Source organism: Micromonospora sp. NPDC001898, from assembly GCF_042891255.1.
GTDB lineage: Bacteria > Actinomycetota > Actinomycetes > Mycobacteriales > Micromonosporaceae > Micromonospora.
Genome location: NZ_JBIATC010000003.1, coordinates 445,286 through 464,227, shown reverse-complemented (window position 1 = coordinate 464,227; position 18,942 = coordinate 445,286). Strand labels below are relative to the sequence as shown.

12 protein-coding genes are annotated in these 18,942 nt (G+C 74.5%); 10 read left to right on the top strand and 2 right to left on the bottom strand.

The genetic code is table 11. The annotated features are described in order from the left end of the window. Nucleotides 1–188 precede the first annotated feature (188 nt). Nucleotides 189–1,823, bottom strand: a complete 1,635-nt coding sequence (gene pgi / locus ACFYZF_RS09915; protein WP_387017758.1) for a glucose-6-phosphate isomerase — start codon at nucleotides 1,821–1,823, stop codon at nucleotides 189–191. 383 nt (nucleotides 1,824–2,206) lie between these two features. Between pgi and ACFYZF_RS09910 the strand changes: the two genes are divergently transcribed. The 5 genes from ACFYZF_RS09910 (at nucleotide 2,207) to ACFYZF_RS09890 (ending at nucleotide 9,547) form a co-directional block, all read left to right on the top strand. Continuing rightward, entirely contained in the window at nucleotides 2,207–2,713 is a 507-nt protein-coding gene (locus ACFYZF_RS09910) for a hypothetical protein (protein WP_387017755.1), read from the top strand. Continuing rightward, nucleotides 2,713–4,128 carry a hypothetical protein gene (locus tag ACFYZF_RS09905; RefSeq protein ID WP_387017752.1) on the top strand — a complete coding sequence of 472 codons (1,416 nt, stop codon included), beginning with the start codon at nucleotides 2,713–2,715 and terminating at the stop codon, nucleotides 4,126–4,128. The genes ACFYZF_RS09910 and ACFYZF_RS09905 overlap by 1 nt, the downstream gene beginning before the upstream one ends. Next, entirely contained in the window at nucleotides 4,125–5,486 is a 1,362-nt protein-coding gene (locus ACFYZF_RS09900; RefSeq protein WP_387017749.1) for a VWA domain-containing protein, read from the top strand. The genes ACFYZF_RS09905 and ACFYZF_RS09900 overlap by 4 nt, the downstream gene beginning before the upstream one ends. A 12-nt stretch (nucleotides 5,487–5,498) precedes the next feature. Further along, complete coding sequence (locus ACFYZF_RS09895; protein WP_387017746.1) at nucleotides 5,499–6,611, top strand: AAA family ATPase; 1,113 nt, start codon at nucleotides 5,499–5,501, stop codon at nucleotides 6,609–6,611. A 107-nt stretch (nucleotides 6,612–6,718) separates the two neighbouring features. Further along, entirely contained in the window at nucleotides 6,719–9,547 is a 2,829-nt protein-coding gene (locus ACFYZF_RS09890; RefSeq protein ID WP_387018405.1) for a hypothetical protein, read from the top strand. Nucleotides 9,548–9,729: 182 nt separating this feature from the next. Here ACFYZF_RS09890 and ACFYZF_RS09885 read toward each other — a convergent pair whose 3' ends face one another. Continuing rightward, nucleotides 9,730–10,923, bottom strand: a complete 1,194-nt coding sequence (locus tag ACFYZF_RS09885) for a helix-turn-helix domain-containing protein (RefSeq protein ID WP_387017743.1) — start codon at nucleotides 10,921–10,923, stop codon at nucleotides 9,730–9,732. A gap of 137 nt (nucleotides 10,924–11,060) precedes the next feature. Between ACFYZF_RS09885 and ACFYZF_RS09880 the strand changes: the two genes are divergently transcribed. The 5 genes from ACFYZF_RS09880 to ACFYZF_RS09860 all read left to right on the top strand — a co-directional run bounded on the left by ACFYZF_RS09880 (nucleotide 11,061) and on the right by ACFYZF_RS09860 (nucleotide 18,815). Then, a complete protein-coding gene (locus ACFYZF_RS09880) occupies nucleotides 11,061–12,719 on the top strand; it encodes an FAD-binding dehydrogenase (protein WP_387017742.1) in 1,659 nt (552 codons plus the stop codon). Nucleotides 12,720–13,015: 296 nt separating this feature from the next. Beyond that, nucleotides 13,016–14,746, top strand: coding sequence for a M28 family peptidase (locus ACFYZF_RS09875; protein ID WP_387017739.1), 1,731 nt, complete (start codon nucleotides 13,016–13,018; stop codon nucleotides 14,744–14,746). Between the two features lie 294 nt (nucleotides 14,747–15,040). Then, nucleotides 15,041–17,059 (top strand): ABC transporter ATP-binding protein, encoded by a 2,019-nt coding sequence (locus tag ACFYZF_RS09870; protein WP_387017736.1) that lies wholly within the window; start codon nucleotides 15,041–15,043, stop codon nucleotides 17,057–17,059. A gap of 341 nt (nucleotides 17,060–17,400) precedes the next feature. Next, nucleotides 17,401–17,541, top strand: a complete 141-nt coding sequence (locus ACFYZF_RS09865; protein WP_387017733.1) for a hypothetical protein — start codon at nucleotides 17,401–17,403, stop codon at nucleotides 17,539–17,541. Then, nucleotides 17,541–18,815, top strand: coding sequence for a YeiH family protein (locus ACFYZF_RS09860; RefSeq protein WP_387017732.1), 1,275 nt, complete (start codon nucleotides 17,541–17,543; stop codon nucleotides 18,813–18,815). The genes ACFYZF_RS09865 and ACFYZF_RS09860 overlap by 1 nt, the downstream gene beginning before the upstream one ends. Nucleotides 18,816–18,942 lie beyond the last annotated feature (127 nt).

The window sequence follows — 18,942 nt, the reverse complement described above, 5'->3', positions numbered from 1 at the left end:
AACCCAGTGCCCTAAGTCACGAAGCAGAATGCGTGTTACACGGGTCGGGGTGACAAAAGTCAGCGTGAGGCCGTGTGATCTGGAAGGAAATCGCCGGGCCCGGGGCGGAGAGATTTCGGGGCCGCGAGAAGACTAATCGGCCGACGCCCCTGCGGGCGTCGGCCGATCAGGTAGGACGGCGGTGACGATCAGTCAGTGTGCCGCTGCGCCCGGTACCGGGCGATCAGGGCGCGGGTGGACGAGTCCAGCCCGGACAGGTCGGCCTCGTCCCCGGTGAGCAGCGGCGCGAGCTGGTTGGCCATCACCTTGCCCAGCTCCACGCCCCACTGGTCGAACGGGTTGATGTCCCAGATCGCGCCCTCGGTGAACACGATGTGCTCGTACAGCGCGATGAGCTGGCCGAGCACCGCCGGGGTCAGCTCGGCGGCGGTGATCGAGGTGGTCGGGTGGTTGCCCGGCATCACCTTGTGCGGCGCCAGCTCGGCCGGCGTGCCCTCCGCCTCGACCTGCTCCCGGGTCCGGCCGAAGGCCAGCGCGGCGGTCTGCGCGAAGAAGTTCGACATGAACAGGTCGTGCATGTCGTCCAGGTCGTGCCGGGGGCGGCTGAACCCGATGAAGTCCGCCGGCACCAGCCGGGTTCCCTGATGGATGAGCTGGTAGAAGGCGTGCTGGCCGTTGGTGCCCGGCTCGCCCCAGAAGATCTCCCCGGTGTCGTACGACACCGGCGTGCCGTCCAGGGTCACCGACTTGCCGTTGCTCTCCATGGTGAGCTGCTGCAGGTATGCCGGGAACCGGTTCAGGTACTGCGAGTACGGCAGCACCGCGTGGGTCTGCGCGCCGAGGAAGTTCGTGTACCACACGTTGAGCAGCCCGAGCAGCGCCGGCACGTTGCGCTCCACCGGCGTGGTCCGGAAGTGCTCGTCGACGGCGTGGTACCCGCCCAGCAGCTCGCGGAAGCGCTCCGGCCCGACGGCCAGCATCACCGACAGCCCGACGGCCGAGGGCAGCGAGTACCGGCCGCCCACCCAGTCCCAGAAGCCGAACATGTTCTCCGGGTCGATGCCGAAGTCGCGCACCCGATCGGCGTTGGTGCTCACCGCGACGAAGTGCCGGGCCACGGCCGAGTCGTCGCCGCCGAGGCCGGCCAGCAGCCAGTCGCGCGCCTGCCGGGCGTTGGCCAGGGTCTCCTGGGTGGAGAACGTCTTCGACACCACCACGAACAGGGTGCTCGCCGGGTCCAGGTCGGCGGTGGCCTCGGCGATGTCGGTGGGGTCGATGTTGGAGACGAACCGGCAGGAGATCCCGGCGTCCCGGTACGCCTTCAGCGCCTCGTACGCCATCACCGGCCCGAGGTCGGAGCCGCCGATGCCGATGTTGACCACCGTGCGGATCCGCCCGCCGGTGTGCCCGACCCACTGCCCGGAGCGGACCCGGTCGGCGAACGCGGCCATCCGGTCCAGCACCTCGTGCACGTCGGCCACCACGTCCCGGCCGTCCACGCTCAGCGAGGCGTCCCGGGGCCGGCGCAGCGCGGTGTGCAGCACCGCCCGGTCCTCGGTGGCGTTGATGGGCGCGCCGGAGAACATCGCGGCGATCCGGTCGGTCAGCCGGGCCCGCCGCGCCAGGGCGGCGAGCAGGGTGAGCGTCTCGTCGGTGACGAGGTTCTTGCTCCAGTCGACGTGCAGGTCCGCCACCTCACCGGCGAGGCGTTCACCCCGGTCGGGGTCGGCGGCGAACAGGTCGCGCAGGTGCGCGTCCCGGGCCTTCTCCGCGTGCGCCGCCAGCGCCCGCCACTCGTCGGTGGTGGTGATCTCCTCGGCCATTCTCCGGCTCTCCTCCCGCACCTGCTCAACCGTTGCGCGGCCGTCACCGTACTGTGCGTGCCGGCCCGCCCGGGCCAGATTGCCACCAGCCGGGACGTGTCGCACCCCGGGCCGACTCAGGCCACCCGGGCGATGCCCCGGCCGGCGGGTCGGCACCGCGCCGGGATCGCAGGGTGTGCGGGCCCGCACCGGCGCGCGATCCCGCCCCCCGGGGGCGGGCGTTTCCTGTCGTACCCCTGAGGCAAGATCTTTCTCAGGACGGGCGCCCCGGTGGCCCCGGTTCCGGCGGGTCGTCGCGCCCGTCACCCCCTTTTGTCGTGCGCCGGCCCGTCGTCGGCGCGGAGTCGGTGTGCCCGCGGGCGCACCGGGTGCGGAGGTCGTAGGTGCTGGAGACGGAGCACGTCCCGTGGGAGCGGCGCGGCCTCGCGCCGGTGCTGACCGCGGTGCGTCCCCGCAAGCTGGCGAAGGTCCCCTTCGTCGAGCTGGCGGACGGCCGGTTGCAGGGGGTGGTGTCCAGCGGTTCCGACATCGAGCGGGTCTACGTCTCCTCGATCGCGGCCGGCAGCCACGGCTTCAACTGTTCCACCAACAACAACCGGCCCTGCGGCGGCCTGCGCGGCGCGCCCTGCAAGCACCTGCACGCCCTGCTCGACGAAGCCGTCCTCCAGTACGGCGTCGAGCGCGTCGGCCGGTACCTGCGCATCGACGTCACCGACGGGGTACAGACCGGCAGCGACCTGGCCCGCCGGCTCGACGGCCACCACGAGGCGACCCCGGCGGCGGTGGTGTTCAGCCGGTTCCTGCGCCACCTGGCCTACCTGGAACTGCCGGCCGCCGACGGCCCGCTGCCCGAGCTGCACTGGTTCCCGGCGACCGGGGCGGGCCGCTGATGCGCGGGGCCCAGCTCACCGCGCTGCGCGACGCCGCGCCGGCCGGCCTCGCCCCGGCCCTGGACCTGGTCGCCGGCCTCGACGAGGCGCTCGTCGCCGGCCTGGCCCGGGTGGGCGAGGCGCAGGCCGCCGCGCTCGGCGACCTCGCCGCTGCCCTGGCCGCCACCCCGCTCGGCGACCGGGTCGCCGAGGCGGTCGCCAAGCTCACCGCCGGGTCGCCGGCCGACGAGCACCTGGCGGCCCTGGCCGGGGCGCGCACCGCACTGCTCGGCGCGGCGCACGACGCCCTGCTCGCCGGGGCCGACGCCGCCCTCGGCCGGGAACGCGCCGCGCAGCCGACCCCGCCCGCCGGCCCGCTGCCCGCCGAGGCGGCGGCCCCGCTGTCCGCCGCCCGGTCCTGGCTGACCGAGCTGGCCATCACCGGCTGGCGCGGTGTCGACCACGACCTGGTCGCGGCCGGCAGCCGGCCGATCGAGGCGACCCTCGCCGTCCCGGCGCTGCGTCGGCTGGCCGTCCTCCTCGACGGCCTGGCCGCCGAGCTGCGCGCGTCCTGCCCGGTCGCCACGATGCCGGCCGTGCCGGCCCGCCGCTGGGCCGACCTGTGGGCCCGCGCCGCGCTGCTCGCCCAGGAGGCCGCCGGCGTTCCCGACCCGTCCGCCGCCGGCGTCGAGACCGTCACCGGGCGGCTGCTGGTGCTCGGCGTCGACGTGCACGAGCACGGCACCGCCGTCCAGGTGCAGGCACACGCCGTCCTCGAACCGGCCGACGGCGGCCCGGCCCGCCTCGTGCGCACCGGCGTCGCCGCCGCCAAGGTCGACACCATCGTCGGGCCGGCGCTGTGGCGGCTGCTCACCGACCACCCGGTCCTGCTGGGCGCGCTCGCCGAGCACCGCAGCCTGGAGGTGACCGACCTTCCGCTGTCCGGCGGCGACCTGTGGTGGCGCGACGGGCAGGCCCGCCCCGGCGAGCCGGCCGACCCGTTCGCCACCGCCCGGGTGCTGCTGCCCACCGCGGTCGCCGCGCCGGTCCCGCCGCTCGGCCGGCACCCGGTCGCCGTCGCCGAGCCGGTGCTGCTGGAGGGGTACGCCGTCGACACCGGCGAGGACGGCGGCCTCCGGTTCGCCGTCGACGGGGAACGCGTCGCGGTGGACGTCGACCGGCTGCCGGCCTGCGGCCCGCTCACCCCGGCCCTGGTCGCCGCCTCGACGGCCTGCCTGGGGCTGCTGCGCTGGGACGGCCGGTGGACGGTGCAGCCGCTCGCCGTGCAGGCCACGGTCAAGCGAGCCACGGTCGCCGCGCACAACGGCGACTGGGCGCAGGGCCCCACCGACCCGAAGGTCGCCAAGGCCGAGGCGAAGGCCGGCGACTCCGTCGCCGTGCTGCGGGAACGCGCCGGACGGCTGCTGCGCCGATGAGCGCGACCCCCGAGGCGCCCGGAGGAGGCGCGCAGGTGAACGCCGACGCGAACCGTCGGCAGGTGCTCTACTGGCGGCTGCTGGCCCGGCTCTTCGACCCCGCCGACGAGCAGCCTTCCCTGGAGGCGGCGAGCGTGGCCGTCGTTGACGACCTGGGCCTGCCGGCCGCGCTGCTCGACCCGTCGGTCTCCGTCGACACCGTGGTCCAGCGCTTCCCCGGCCTCGCCACCGAGCTGGACGGCCTGCTCACCCCCGACCAGCCGGTGGACGGCGAGCCGGCCGCGGCGGGGGAGGCCGAGGTGCGGCGGGCGGCGCTGGTGTCCAAGCTGCTGCTCAACGTCTTCGCCACCGGCGGGGGCAGCGTCAGCGCCAGCCAGCTCGCCCGGTGGCAGTCCGACGCCGGCTGGTTCGAGCGGGCGCTCGGCTGCGAGCCGGGTGAGCTGCGCCGGCAGGCCGGGGCCGGCGGCGGGCTGGGCGGCGTACTGGCCGGCCTGGAGGGCGACCTGGTACGCCGGATGCACCTGCGCGAGGTGCTCGCCGACCCGAGGCTGGCCGCGAAGCTCACCCCGAGCATGTCGCTGATCGAGCAACTGCTGCGGGACAAGTCCAACCTGTCCGGGGTGGCGCTGGCCAACGCCAAGGCGCTGATCCGCCGGTACGTCGACGAGGTCGCCGAGGTGCTGCGCACCCAGGTCGAGCAGACCAGCGTCGGCACGATCGACCGGTCGGTGCCACCGAAGCGGGTGTTCCGCAACCTGGACCTGGACCGCACGATCTGGAAGAACCTCACCAACTGGAGCCCGGAGGACCAGCGCCTCTACGTCGACAAGCTCTACTACCGGCAGACCGCCCGGCGCACCACCCCGGCCCGGCTGATCGTGGTGGTCGACCAGTCCGGCTCGATGGTCGACTCGATGGTCAACTGCACCATCCTGGCGTCCATCTTCGCCGGGCTGCCCAAGGTGGACGTGCACCTCATCGCGTACGACACCCGGGCGCTGGACCTGACCCCGTGGGTGCACGACCCGTTCGAGGTGCTGCTGCGCACCAAGCTCGGCGGCGGCAACGACGGGCCGGTGGCGATGGCCATGGCCCGGCCCAAGATCGTCGAGCCGCGCAACACCGTCATGGTCTGGATCTCGGACTTCTACGAGTTCAACCGCTCGCAGCCGCTGTTCGACGGCATCGAGGCGGTGCACCGTTCCGGGGTCAAGTTCATCCCGGTCGGCTCGGTCAACAGCTCCGGCAGCCAGATCGTCAACCCCTGGTTCCGCCAGCGGCTCAAGGACCTGGGCACCCCGGTCATCTCCGGCCACATCCGCAAACTCGTCTTCGAGCTCAAGAACTTCCTCACCTAGGAGACCCCTGACATGTCCGAGATGTTGCGTGCCCCCGTCGAGGTCAAGTTCGCCGAGGAACTGGCCTGGCTGGAGTCGGTCGACACCGACCCGAAGCCGTTCTCCTGGCGGCTGAGCCCCCGCATGGTGCGGCTGTTCGTGCTCGGCTCCGAGCGGGCCGACGGGCTCGACCGGGAGGTCGCCCAGAAGTGGTTCGGCGACCGCAGCTTCGTCGAGCGGGCCATCGTCACCCTCGCCTCCGACCGGGGCCTGTTGCTGATCGGCGACCCGGGCACGGGCAAGAGCTGGCTGGCCGAGCTGCTCGCCGCCGCGATCTGCGGCAACTCCACCCTCGTCGTGCAGGGCACCGCCGGCACCACCGAGGACCACATCAAGTACTCGTGGAACGTCTCCATGGTGATCGCCAAGGGGCAGTCCCGGGACTCGATGATCCCCTCGCCGATCATGACCGCGATGGAACAGGGGGTGATCGGCCGGTTCGAGGAGCTGACCCGCTCCACCAGCGACGTGCAGGACGCGCTGATCTCCATCCTGTCCGAGAAGTACGTCTCCATTCCCGAGCTGGACGACGACAACATCGTCTTCGCCAAGCCCGGCTTCTCCATCATCGCGACCGCCAACAGCCGGGACCGGGGCGTCAACGACCTGTCCTCGGCCCTGAAGCGACGGTTCAACTTCGTCCGCATCCCCGTGGTGACCAACAAGCGCAGCGAGGCGGAGATCGTCCGGTTCCGCACCGAGGAGCTGCTGCGCCGGCACAGCATCGAGCTGGACGTCCCGCCCACGCTGCTGGACATCCTGCTGCAGAGCTTCGCCGACCTGCGGGCCGCCGCCGCCTCGGCCACCAGCGACGACGAGAAGCTGGAGTCGGCGCTGTCCACCGCCGAGCAGATCGGCGTGCTGGAGGACGCGATCCTGCACAGCCAGTTCTTCGGCGACCGCACCCTGAGCGCCGAGACCCTCGCCGGCTCGCTGGTCGGCTCGCTGGCCCGACGCAGCCCGGAGGACCTGGCCATCTTCAACAAGTACCTGCACGGCGTCGTGGAGCCCCGGGCCAAGAAGGACGGCGGCTCATGGGAGGGCTTCCTCGACGGCGGCCGCCAGGCGATCGCCAACCTGTCGTGACCGGCCCGACGACCGCGCCGCCCGGCGCGACCCCACCGGCCGGCGTCACCGGGCCCGCCGGGGACCGGTCCCCGGCCGCCGGCGCCGCGTCCGGCGCGTTCCGGGGGCTGCGCGAGCAGCTCACCGACGCCGCCGAGACGTTCGCCGGCAGCCCGGGCGCGCTCGCCGGCATCCTCGCCGGGATGGTCGACGACGTCGACCGGGCGCTCGGCGAGCGGCTGGAGATCTTCCCGGTCTGCCACCACTCGCCGGCCTCCGCGCTGGCCATGGTGCGCCGGCTGCGCGCGAAGCAGCCGAAAGTCATCTACCTGGAGCTGTGCGAGGACCTGCAACCCCTGCTGGGGGAGCTGCGCAACTGCCGGCTGCCGGTGGCGGTGCAGGCGTTCGCCTCGAAGCTGGACGGGTTCCCCGTCGAGTGGGCGCCGCTGAGCGTCGTCGCCCCGATCACCGAGGCGTCAGCGGAGTACCAGGCCATCGCGTACGCGCTGGAGACCCCCGGCGTGGAGCTGGTGCTCGTGGACCGCTCGGTCGACCACGTGTTCCAGTGGTCGCCCCGGGACCAGGTCGGGGGCGGGGGCGAGACGGGCGGCCCCGCCGACGGGGCGCCGCAGGAGGCGGCGGCGACCCACGAGGAGGAGGCGGCGCTGCACGGCGACGCCGTCGGCGTGGAGATCGGCGACCTGCGGCCCCGCTTCGCCGAGCTGGAGGCGTACCTGCTGCACCACGGCAAGGTGCGGCACTGGTCGGAGTGGTGGGACCAGTACGTCGAGCAGCCCCTGGTCGGCGCCGACCACGAGACGTACCGCCAGGTGATGGTGCTGATCGGCAGCCTGTTCCGGCGGCTGCGCCCGGCCGACGCCGAGCGGCTCGACCGCGACGAGGAGCGCGAGCGCTACATGTGGACCCGGATGCGGGAGCACCTGGCCGCCTCCGGCACCGACCCGGCCGACTGCCTGTACGTCTGCGGCGCGTTCCACGCCGCCAGCCCCGTCGCGCAGTTCGGCACCGGCCCCGACGCGGCCCCGTACGAGATCAGCCCGCGCACCGCCACCCGCTGGCTGTACGGGCTGATCCCGTCCAGCCACTCGGCGATCGAGGCGCAGTTCGGGTTGGCGCCCGGCTCGGTGTCCATCGCCGCCGCCACCTGGGCCAAGGCGGTGTCCCGCTCGGGCGCGGTCCCGTTCCGGCTCGCCGGCCAGCAGGGCGGCAAGCGGGCGTCGGGGCGCTCCCGCAGGGCCGCCGCCCCGGTCGCGGTGGCCGACGAGCCGGTGACCGACCGGCTGTCGGGCTTCCTGGCCCGCCCGCCGGTCCTCGACGGCCTCGACGAGGCGGAGCTGCGCGGCTGGTGCGTGGACATCGTCCGGCTGGCGCGGCGCAACGGGTACCTGGCCAGCACCGCCGACGCGATCGCCGTGTTCGAGACGTCGATCCTGCTCGCCGGGCTGCGTAACCGGGCCCGCCCCACCCCGTACGACTTCGCCGACGGGGCGGTGACCTGCATCGAGAAGGACGTGGTGCCGGGCCGGCGGGACGTCCGCCGGCTCTGCGAGATCCTGCTCGGCGGCGACCGGATCGGCCAGGTCGGCTACGAGGCCCTGCCGCCGCTGGCCCGCGACGTGCTCGACCGGCTCGCCCCGCTCGGGCTCGACCTGGACAAGCGCACCATCCAGCGGGCCCTGCTGGACCTCCAGGGCCAGCCGGCCGTGGTCCCCTGCTCCGACCTGCTGTGGCGGCTGCGCCACCTGCTGCCCCGCGACGCGGTCCGCCCCATCATGGGCGAGCGGCGGCTGGGGGAGCGCTCGACGCAGGAGAGCTGGGACCTGGCGCTCGGCCGGCACCAGCGCGCGCTGATCGAGCTGGGCTACGAGGGTGTCACCGTCGAGCAGGTTCTCGAACAGCGGCTGCGCCGCCGGGCGTGGGGGCCGCAGGCCACCGCGGCGGTCGCGCTGGAGGCGGTCGAGGACGCGATCCTGCTGCTCGACGGCCGCCGGCTCGTCGACGAGCTGGGCGCCCGCGCGGTGGAGCTGCTCGCCGCCGAGCGGACCGTCGACGAGGCCCCGGAGGTGCTGCGCCGCATCCGCCGGCTGCTGGCCCACTACCGGGCCACCGAGCCGGACCTGCCGGCCTGGTGCGCGGCCTTCGTCACCACCGGCTACGCCCACTACTGCACCCTGCTGCCCACCGCGTTCGTCGACGCGGAGGCGGGGGTCCGTCAGGTGGCCGCCATGCTGGGCTTCCTGTTCGGCATGGAGAGCCTCGCGCTGGCGCTCGGCTGCGACCGGGCCCAGCTCGAACTGGCCGTGCGGCAGTGCCGGCCGGAGGCGCCGGCCCGGGTGGCGCTGCACTGGGCCGCCCAGCACCAGCTCGGCCTGCTGCCGCTGGCCGAGCTGCGGGCCCGCGCCGTGGAGTTGCTGGCCAACCCGCTGGTGGTGCCGGCGTTCCCGCAGTACCTCAGCGGGTTCGTGCAGGCCCTGGAGCCGGTTCCCGGCCTTGCGCCGTTCGTGGTCGAGCTGATGTCCACGGCGTTCGCCCGGCTGCCCGACCCGGTGCTGCTGCCCTGGCTGCCGACGCTGATCACCACCCTGCGCGAGCAGGCGGGCGAGCTGGTGCCGACGCTGGTCCGCGAGGCCGGCCGGACGTTCCCCGCCACCCTGCCTGCCCTGGACGCGTGGGTGCCGCCGTGGGCAGCCCGCCCGGCGGCGTCGCCCGCCGCCGCGCCGGTGCCCGCCCAGGCCGGGCCGGTGGTCGACCTGCTCGTCGGCCACCCGGCGACCTGCGACGCCGTGGCCGCCCTGCTCGGCTGCCAAGGCGAGTGGCGGGTCGGCGAGCCGGCGGCCGGGCCCGGGACGGCGGTCGATCCGGAGGTAATCGGTCTGCTCGCGGCGCATCCGGCCACCGCAGCCGAGGTCGAGGCCCTGCTCGCCCCGGCCCGCTGACCCGGCTCGGCAGGCCGCGCCCGGCAGGCCTCGCCCGGCAGATCGCGGCCGGGCTGGGCATCGCCGGCTGCCCGGTCGGGTTGGCCGACCGGCCACCCCGGCCGGGGTGGCCGACCTTCCCCAAGGCCACCCCGGCCGGGCGCGGGCCCTGGTGATCGGCTCCGGGGCACAGACACGGGCGGTCAGGGGCGGCGGCCCAGATGGTGACGCAGCGCGAGGTGCAGGGCGAGCCGGGCGTCCGGGTCGTCGAGCTGCGCGCCGTACCGCTCGCGCAGCCGACGCAGCCGGTACCGGACGGTCTGCGGGTGGGTGTGCAGGAGCCGGGCGGTCTCGACCACCTGGCCCTGGGTGTCCAGCCAGGCGGCGAGCGTGTCGGCGAGGGCGCGCCGGGCGGCCGGCCCGAGCGGGGCCAGCGGCGCCAGCGCCCGCGCGACGAGCCGGTCGGTCAGCCCCGGCTCCCAGGCGGTGAGCAGGGTGAGCAGGTGCGCGTCGCAGTCCAGCACGCCGTCGGCGGGCAGCACGCCGTCCCGTTGCAGGCGCAGCGCCCGCCGGGACAGCCGGTACGACGTGCGGGCCTGCCGCAGCGGCACGGTCGGGCCGAGGGCCGCCCGTCGGCCGGTCAGCGCCCGGCGCAGATGGGCGAGGCGGCCCGGGGCGCCCGGGTCGGGCAGCACGATCCGGACCACGTCGTCGATGACCGTGGCCACCGCGCCGCCGCCGATGGCGCGGGCGAGGTGCTCGTCGTCGGTGCCGTCGACGCTGATCACGGCGACGGCGCCGGGCAGCGGCCACCGGGCGGCCTCGGCGGCGGCGTGCAGCGCGGCGTCGCCGGGCGGGTCCGGCTGGACGAGCAGGGTGATCAGCCGGCGGCGGACCACGGTCCAGTCGTGGGCGGCGTCCCGCTGCTCGTCGAGGTAGCCCTCGGCGGCGGCGCCGGCGAGGGTGTCGGTGTAGCCGAACAGGGCGGCGGCGATGAGGTACAGCTCGTCGGCGGCGAGCCGGTCCGGCCGCTCGGGCGCGACCAGGAACGCCCAGAGGGCCCGGGCGCCGACGGTGAGCACCGAGCGCAGCGCGTCGACGCGGTGCCCCTCCTGGTACTCGGTGCGGCCGAGGTCGTGGAAGACCCGCCGGGTGTCGGCGAGGGACCGGCCGGGGTCGGCGACGGCCGCCACGAACGCGTCGACGGCGGTTTCCACACCCAGGGCGAGGCCCCGGCCCTGCCCGCCGGTCAGCGAGCGGCCCTGGGCCCGCATGGTGGCCCGGACGCTGTGCAGGGTCTCCTCGTGCAGCCGTGGCCGGGCCGCCCGCAGGTGCTCGCCGACGTGTCGGGGGAGCCCGGTGAGGCGGGGCTCCAGCTCTTCCAGGGTGTCCGCCACGGTCGCCCGCCCTCCCGATCCGCCGACGGTGTGCGGCACCCGCAGCCGCAATTCTTGTCATTCGGATGACAAACGCCGGGGCCGATCCTGCGTCGGCGTACCACCGATTTTGGCACCATGGTTCGTAGGGTTCCGGCATGGACGCGGATGTGATCGTTGTCGGGGCCGGACTGGCGGGCCTGGTCGCCGCCACCGAGGCGGCCGATGCCGGCCGGACGGTGCTGCTGCTGGACCAGGAGCCGGAGCAGAACCTCGGCGGGCAGGCGTGGTGGTCGTTCGGCGGGCTGTTCCTGGTCGACTCGCCCGAGCAGCGGCGGATGGGCGTCCGCGACTGCGTGGAGCTGGCCTGGCAGGACTGGCTGGGCAGCGCCGCGTTCGACCGCGCGGAGGACCACTGGCCGCGCCGGTGGGCCGAGGCGTACGTGCACTTCGCGGCTGGGGAGAAGCGGGCCTGGTTGCGGTCGATGGGGCACCGGCTCTTCCCGGTGGTCGGCTGGGCCGAGCGGGGCGGCGGCGCGGCGGACGGGCACGGCAACTCGGTGCCCCGGTTCCACGTCACCTGGGGCACCGGCCCCGGGGTGGTCGAGCCGTTCGCCCGCCGGCTGCGCGCCGCGGTGGACGCCGGCCGGGTGCGGCTGTGCTTCCGGCACCGGGTCGATGACCTGGTCACCACCGACGGCGCGGTCACCGGGGTACGCGGGGCGGTGCTGGAGCCCAGCGACGCCCCGCGCGGCGCGCCCAGCTCCCGGGTCGAGGCCGGCGAGTTCGCGTACGCGGCGCAGGCCGTCGTCGTCACCTCCGGCGGGATCGGCGGCGACCACGACCTGGTCCGGGCGGCCTGGCCGGCCCGGCTCGGCGCCCCGCCGAAGCGGATGGTCTCCGGCGTCCCGGCGCACGTCGACGGGCGGATGATCGGCATCACCGAGGCCGCCGGCGGGCAGGTGATCAACCCCGACCGGATGTGGCACTACGTCGAGGGGCTGCGCAACTGGGATCCGGTCTGGCCGCAGCACGGCATCCGGATCCTGCCGGGGCCGTCCTCGCTGTGGCTGGACGCCACCGGTCGACGCCTGCCGGCGCCGCTGTTCCCCGGCTTCGACACCCTCGCCACGCTGCGTCACCTGCGGGCCACCGGCCACGACCACAGCTGGTTCCTGCTCACCAAGAAGATCATCGCCAAGGAGTTCGCGCTCTCCGGCTCGGAGCAGAATCCGGACCTGACCAACCGCAGCATCCGGCAGGTGGTCGACCGGGCCCGCGCGGGCATCCCCGCCCCGGTGGCGGCGTTCCTGGAACACGGTGCGGACTTCGTCGTCGCCGACACGCTGGAGGCCCTGGTCGCCGGCATGAACGACCTCGTCGCCCCGGACGGCGGCCCCAGCCTGGACGTCGCGGAGGTGCGGCGGACCGTCGAGGCCCGGGACCGGGCGATCGCCAACCCGTTCGGCAAGGACGCCCAGGTCACCGCAGTCCGGGGCGCGCGGGCGTACCGGGGCGACCGGCTGATCCGGGTGGCCCCGCCGCACCGGCTGCTGGACCCGGCGGCCGGGCCGCTGATCGCCGTCCGCCTCAACATCCTCACCCGCAAGACCCTCGGCGGGCTGCACACCGACCTGGACGGCCGGGTGCTGCGGGCCGACGGGCAGCCGCTGCCCGGCTTGTACGCGGCCGGCGAGGTGGCCGGCTTCGGCGGTGGGGGCATGCACGGCTACAACTCCCTGGAGGGCACCTTCCTCGGCGGCTGCCTCTTCTCCGGCCGGACCGCCGGACGCGCCGTGGCCGCCGCGACCGCCTGACGGCCCCGCCCGCCTGATGGCCCCGCCCGCCTGACGGCCCCGCCCGCCCGACCGCACCGAGCCGTGCGACCCCCGCCGACGGCGGGCAGCTGCGACGCCGAACCGGGATCGGGGAATCGGCGCGGAGTATGACCGTAATGGATATTGACCAGGGAATAGACGCATGTCAGTGTTTGCTTCCCTGGAACGAACGTCGCGGCGCCCCTCCGGACGCCGCCGGACCCCGCCGCCCACCCGGCGCGCGGGGTCCGGTCACGCCCAGGTGCACGAACCCCCGACCTGCACCGAGGAGCATCATGAGACGCACAACGTTGACCGCGGGCATCGCGCTCGCCGCCGCCGTCGCGCTGACGGCGTCGACGGCGACGCTGCCGGCCGCCGCCGCCCCCGCCCCGGCGCTCGCCGCGCTGGCCGCCCCGGACATCTCCGTGACCAACGTCCAGGCCCACCTGTCCCAGCTCCAGAGCATCGCCAGCAGCAACGGCGGCCACCGTCGGGCCGGCTCGGCCGGCTACACGGCGTCCGTCAGCTACGTCAAGGGCAAGCTCCAGGCCGCCGGCTACACGGTCACCGAGCAGAACTGCACGAGCTGCACCTACCCGGGCAACAACGTCATCGCCGAGTGGCCGGGCACCGCGCCGGCCGACCAGGTTGTCATGTTCGGCTCCCACCTGGACGGCGTCTCCGCCGGCCCCGGCATGAACGACAACGGCTCCGGCTCCTCGGTGCTGCTGGAGAACGCCCTCGTGCTGGCCCAGCAGAACCCGACCATGACCAAGCGGGTCCGGTTCGCCTGGTGGAACGGCGAGGAGCAGGGCCTGCAGGGCTCGAAGTTCTACGTCAACTCGCTGAGCGCCACCCAGAAGGGCTACATCAAGGGGTACTACAACTTCGACATGGTCGCCTCCACCAACGGCGGCTACTTCATCAACCGGGTCACCTCCACCACCGCCGCGCCGCTGAAGGCGTACTGGGACTCGCTGGGCCTGGCGCCGGAGGAGAACGTCGAGGGCCAGGGCCGCTCCGACGACTACTCGTTCCAGCAGGGCGGCATCCCCACCTCCGGGTACGCGATGGGCGCCAGCGCCCGCAAGACCAGCGCGCAGGCCGCCAAGTGGGGCGGCACGGCCAGCGCCTCGTACGACCCCTGCTACCACTCGTCCTGCGACACCACCAGCAACATCAACGCCACCGGGCTCAACCGCAGCGCCGACGGCATCGCGTACGCCATCTGGGACCAGGCGGTGGGCAGCGGTACCCCGACCAACGACTTCTCCGTCGCGGTCAGCCCGACCTCAGGCAGCGTCGCCCGGGGCGCCTCCACCACCGCCACGGTCTCCACCGCCACCACCTCCGGCAGCGCCCAGACCGTCGCCCTGTCGGCCTCCGGCGCGCCCAGCGGGGTGACCGTGTCGTTCAGCCCGTCGTCGGTCACCTCCGGCGGCTCGTCCACGATGACCGTCGCCGCCTCGTCGACGGCGGCCACCGGCACCTATGCCATCACGGTGACCGGCACCGGGTCGGCGACCCGCACCGCCACCTACAACATCACGGTGACCGGCACCGGCGGCTGCGCCGGCGGCCAGGTGGTCGGCAACTCCAGCTTCGAGAGCGGCACCAGCCCGTGGACGGGGTCCACCGGCGTGATCACCAACTCCACCAGCCAGGCCGCCCGCACCGGCTCCTACAAGGCGTGGCTCGGCGGGAACGGCAGCAGCGTCACCGAGTCGCTGTCCCAGTCGCTGACCGTCCCGGCCGGCTGCGCCACGTACACGCTGTCGTTCTGGCTGCACATCGACACCGCCGAGACCACCACCTCCACGGCGTACGACAAGCTCACCGTCCAGGTCGGCAGCACCACGCTGGCGACGTACTCGAACCTCAACAAGGCCACCGGCTACGTGCAGCGCACCTTCAACGCCGCCGCGTACGCCGGGCAGACCGTCACCCTCAAGTTCACCAGCGTCGAGGACGCCTCCCTGCAGACCAGCTTCGTCATCGACGACGTCACCCTCACCGCCAGCTGACCGGAGCGGACGGGGCCCCGCCAGCGCCTGCGCCACGGCGGGGCCCCTTCCCACCGGCTCACGTCGCCCTCCGCCGGCCGTCGCGGCTACCCCGCCGCGACGGCCGGCCGTCGTTTCCGCCGGGAGGGCCGGACCGTCGGCGCCCGGCCGTCCCGGCGGGCACGGGAGGGGCGGCCCGGCACCGATGCCTGCGACACGCCGATTACGGGGGGACACCGCGAAGTCGCGGACAGTAGGCTCCCCGTGGCTGCCGACCGTAGCGGGCGGTCCGGAGCCAGCTCTCCGGGAGGGTTCGTGGAGAAAGCCGTCCGCCAACGCCGAGCGCCCGACCAGACCACGCCAATCGACCCCGTCACGCCGGCCGACCCCGTCGCCCCAACCGACCCCGTGACGCCGGCCGAGGGTTCGCCGGCTGACGGCGTCGAGGCGTCGGCCCTGCCCGAGCTGGAGGACCGGGCGTGGATGCACCACGCGAACGACTTCGCCCACACCAGCTTCTGGGCGGTGGCCCGTCGGCTGCCCCGGCTGGTCCGCGAGGCGATCGCCCTGGCCTGGGCGACCAGTCGCCGGGACACCGCCGCGTCCATCGGGCTGAACGTCGCCGCCGGGGCGATGACCACCCTCGGCCTGCTGGCCACGACCGGCGTGCTGCGCGAACTGTTCGCGGCCGACCCCACGCCGGACCGGATCCGGGGGGCCCTGCCGGCCCTGGCGCTGACCGCCGCCGCCGTGCTAGCCAAGGGCGGGCTCACCATCGCCGCCGGCTGGGCGCAGGCCCGGCTCACCCCGCAGATCAACTATCAGGTCGAGCTGCGGCTGTTCGAGGCCACCACGGCCGTGGACCTGGCCGCGTTCGACGACGCCGGGTTCGCCGAGGAGATGGACCGGGCCCGGGAGCGCGGGGTGACCGAGGCGGCCTGGATCGTCGACCACACCGTCAACCTGATCACCGGCGTGGTCGGGGTGCTGGCCACCGCGGCGGCGGTCACCGTGATCCAGCCGCTGCTGCTGCCCTGCCTGCTGCTCGCCGCGGTGCCCGAGGCGGCGACCGCGGTGAAGATCGCCCGGAGGCAGTACCTGGAGATGCTGGCCAGGATCAACCGGCGCCGTCGAATGTCGATGCTGGCCAACCTGATGGCCAACCGGCACACCGCCGCCGAGGTCCGGGCGTACCAGATGCGGGACTTCCTGCTCGGCGAGTACCGGCGGATGATGGCCACCGAGACGCGCGCCCACCTGCGCCTGGTCCGCACCCAGACCCGGACCCGGGTGCTCGGCACGTCCGCCGCCGGCCTGGCCACCTTCGGCGTGTACGCCGTCCTCGCCGGCCTGCTCCTGACCGGCATGGTGGCGCTCGCCGCCGCCGCGACCGCGCTGATCGCTCTCCAGTCCGCGCGCTCCAACCTCGGAATCGCGGTTTTCGCCACCAACGCGCTCTACGAGGACGCCCTCTACTACCAGGACTACCGGGACTTCCTGGACCGGGCCCTCAGCCGGATCGGCCCCCGCGGCGACCAGCCGATCGACGGCTTCGACGCCATCGAGTTGGACGGGGTCAGCCTGCGCTACCCGGACACCGACAGCCCGGCCGTCGACGAGGTGAGCCTGACCGTCCACCGGGGACAGGTGGTCGCCCTGGTGGGCGAGAACGGCTCGGGAAAGTCGACCCTGGCCAAGCTCATCGCCGGCCTGTACCGGCCCACCGGCGGGGTGATCCGCTGGGACAACGTGGACACCGCCGAGCTCGACCCCCGCCAGACCGGCGCGCACGTCGCGGTGCTCACCCAGGACTGGTGGAAGTTCCCGTTCACCGCCGGCCAGAACATCCGCATCGGCCGGCACGACCGGGCCGCCGGGGGGCCGAGCGTGCAGGACGCCGCCCGGGCCGCCGCCGCCCACGACATGATCATGGACCTGCCGTTCGGGTACGACACCCTGCTGGACCGCGAGTTCAAGGACGGCCACGACCTCTCCGGCGGCCAGTGGCAGCGCCTCGTCGCCGCCCGTGGCCTGTACCGGGACGCCCCGCTGCTGATCTGTGACGAGCCGTCGGCGGCGCTGGACGCCCGGGCCGAGCACGCCCTCTTCCAGCACCTGCGCCGCCGCCCCGACCGGGCGGTCGTGCTGATCACCCACCGGCTGGCCAACGTCCGGCACGCCGACCAGATCTTCGTGATGGAGCGCGGTCGGCTGGTCCAGCGCGGCACGCACGACGAGCTGATCGCCGCGGACGGGCTCTACCGCGAACTGTTCCACCTCCAGGCCAGCGGCTACCTCGGCACCGCCGCCGGGGACGCGCCGACGCCACGCTGACCGGCGCTACCGGCGCGTCGAGGGCTGATCGCCGCCCGAATGCTGGGCAGGAGCTTGAATTCCTACTGGGAGAGTAGGAAACTCCATCCGTGAGGACTCCTCTCCGGCTGGTCACCCGCCGGGTCGTCGACCTGATGCGGGTCGCCTCCGAGCTCTGTACCGGCCCGGGGCGCGTCCGCGCCTGACCGTGCGTCCGGCCGATGCCATGGCCGTCGTCCTGTCGGTGGGCCCACCCCGGTCGCGCCGCCGCCCCCGTTGGCCTCCCGACCTCCCCATCCGTTCGCGCGCGGCCCCGCCGCGCCCGACGGGCGTCCCATCTCCCGCATCCGAAGGAAAACCCGATGAGCGACAACCAACAGCCACCACCCACCGCGCCGGAGTCCCGGTTCGCCGTCAGCGAGGACTGGGCGGCCACCGTGCTGGGCCTGCTCCTGCTCGGCCTGGTCCTGGTCGGCGCGATCCCCGCCTGGCTGGTGCCCTGATGAGCGCCGACGCCGCCCGGGCGGCGACGGACGCCCCCACCGGGGACGCCGAGGGCCGGCGCGCCGGCGCGCCGACGGCCGGGCCCGCCGGTGCCACCGTGGCCGGGCCCGCCCCCAGGGGGGACGACAGCGCCGGGTCCGGGCTCACAGGGGACGACAGCGCCGGGTCCGGGCCCGCCATCGTTCCCGCGCCGCGTCCCCGCGCCGTGCCGGCCTGGATCGCGGTCGGCCTCCTGGTGCTCCTCGCGCTGGCCGGGCTGACCCGGTACCTCGAACAGCAGGTGCCGATCCTCGCCGAGGACACCGCGCTCGAGGGCGTCGCGAAGGCCGTCGAGTACCCGGTCTACGCCATCCTGCTCGGTCTGCTCGGCAACGTCGCGGTGACCCTGCTCGGCTGGCGGGACCGGGTCTCCGCCGCGTTCCGCACGGAGTTCTTCATCAAGACCGGGCTCGTCCTGCTGGGCGCCTCGATCAACCTGGCGGTCATCGCCAGCGCCGCCGGCCCGGCGATCGCCCAGTCGATCCTGCTGATCAGCGGCGTATTCCTGTTCACCTGGTGGCTGGCCGGCCGGTTCGGCCTGGACGACAAGCTGCGCGCCCTGCTCGCGTCGGCCGTGTCGATCTGCGGGGTCAGCGCCGCGATCGCCGCCGCCGGCGCCGTCCGGGCCCGTCGGGAGCAACTGGCCTACACGGCCAGCCTGGTCATCATCTTCGCCCTGCCGTCGATCTTCCTGCTGCCCTGGCTGGCCGGTGTGCTCGGCCTCTCCGACGAGGTGGCCGGCGCGTGGATCGGCGGCAACATCGACACCACCGCCGCAGTCACCGCCGCCGGGGCGCTCGCCGGCGAGGAGGCGCTCCAGATCGCCAGCATCGTCAAGGTCACCCAGAACGCCCTGATGGGCGTCGTGGCGGTCGCCCTCACCGCGTACTTCGCCCTGCGGGTGGAGCGGCGGCCCGACGCGGCCCGACCGGGGGTGGGCGAGCTGTGGCGGCGCTTCCCCAAGTTCGTCCTCGGTTTCGTCGCCGCGTCGGTGATCGCCACGTGGTACCTCGACACGGCGGGTGCTGACGGGAAGGCGACCATCGCGATCGTCAACGACCTGCGGGTGTGGTTCCTGATCCTGGCGTTCGTCAGCATCGGCCTGGAGGTCCGGGTGACGGCGTTGCGCGAGGCCGGCTGGCGCCCCGTCGCGGTCTTCGCCAGTGCGACCGTGTTCAATCTCCTGCTCGCGCTCGGGCTCGCCGTCTTGCTGTTCCGGGGCGTGTCGGCGTGACGTGCCGGGGGGGGGGGGGGGGGGGGGGGGGGGCCCCCCGCCCCCCCGCGCCGCCGCCCCCCCCCCCGGGGGGGGGGGGGCGGCGGCGGGGGGGGCGCGGGGGGGGGGGGGGGGGGGGGGGAGCGGG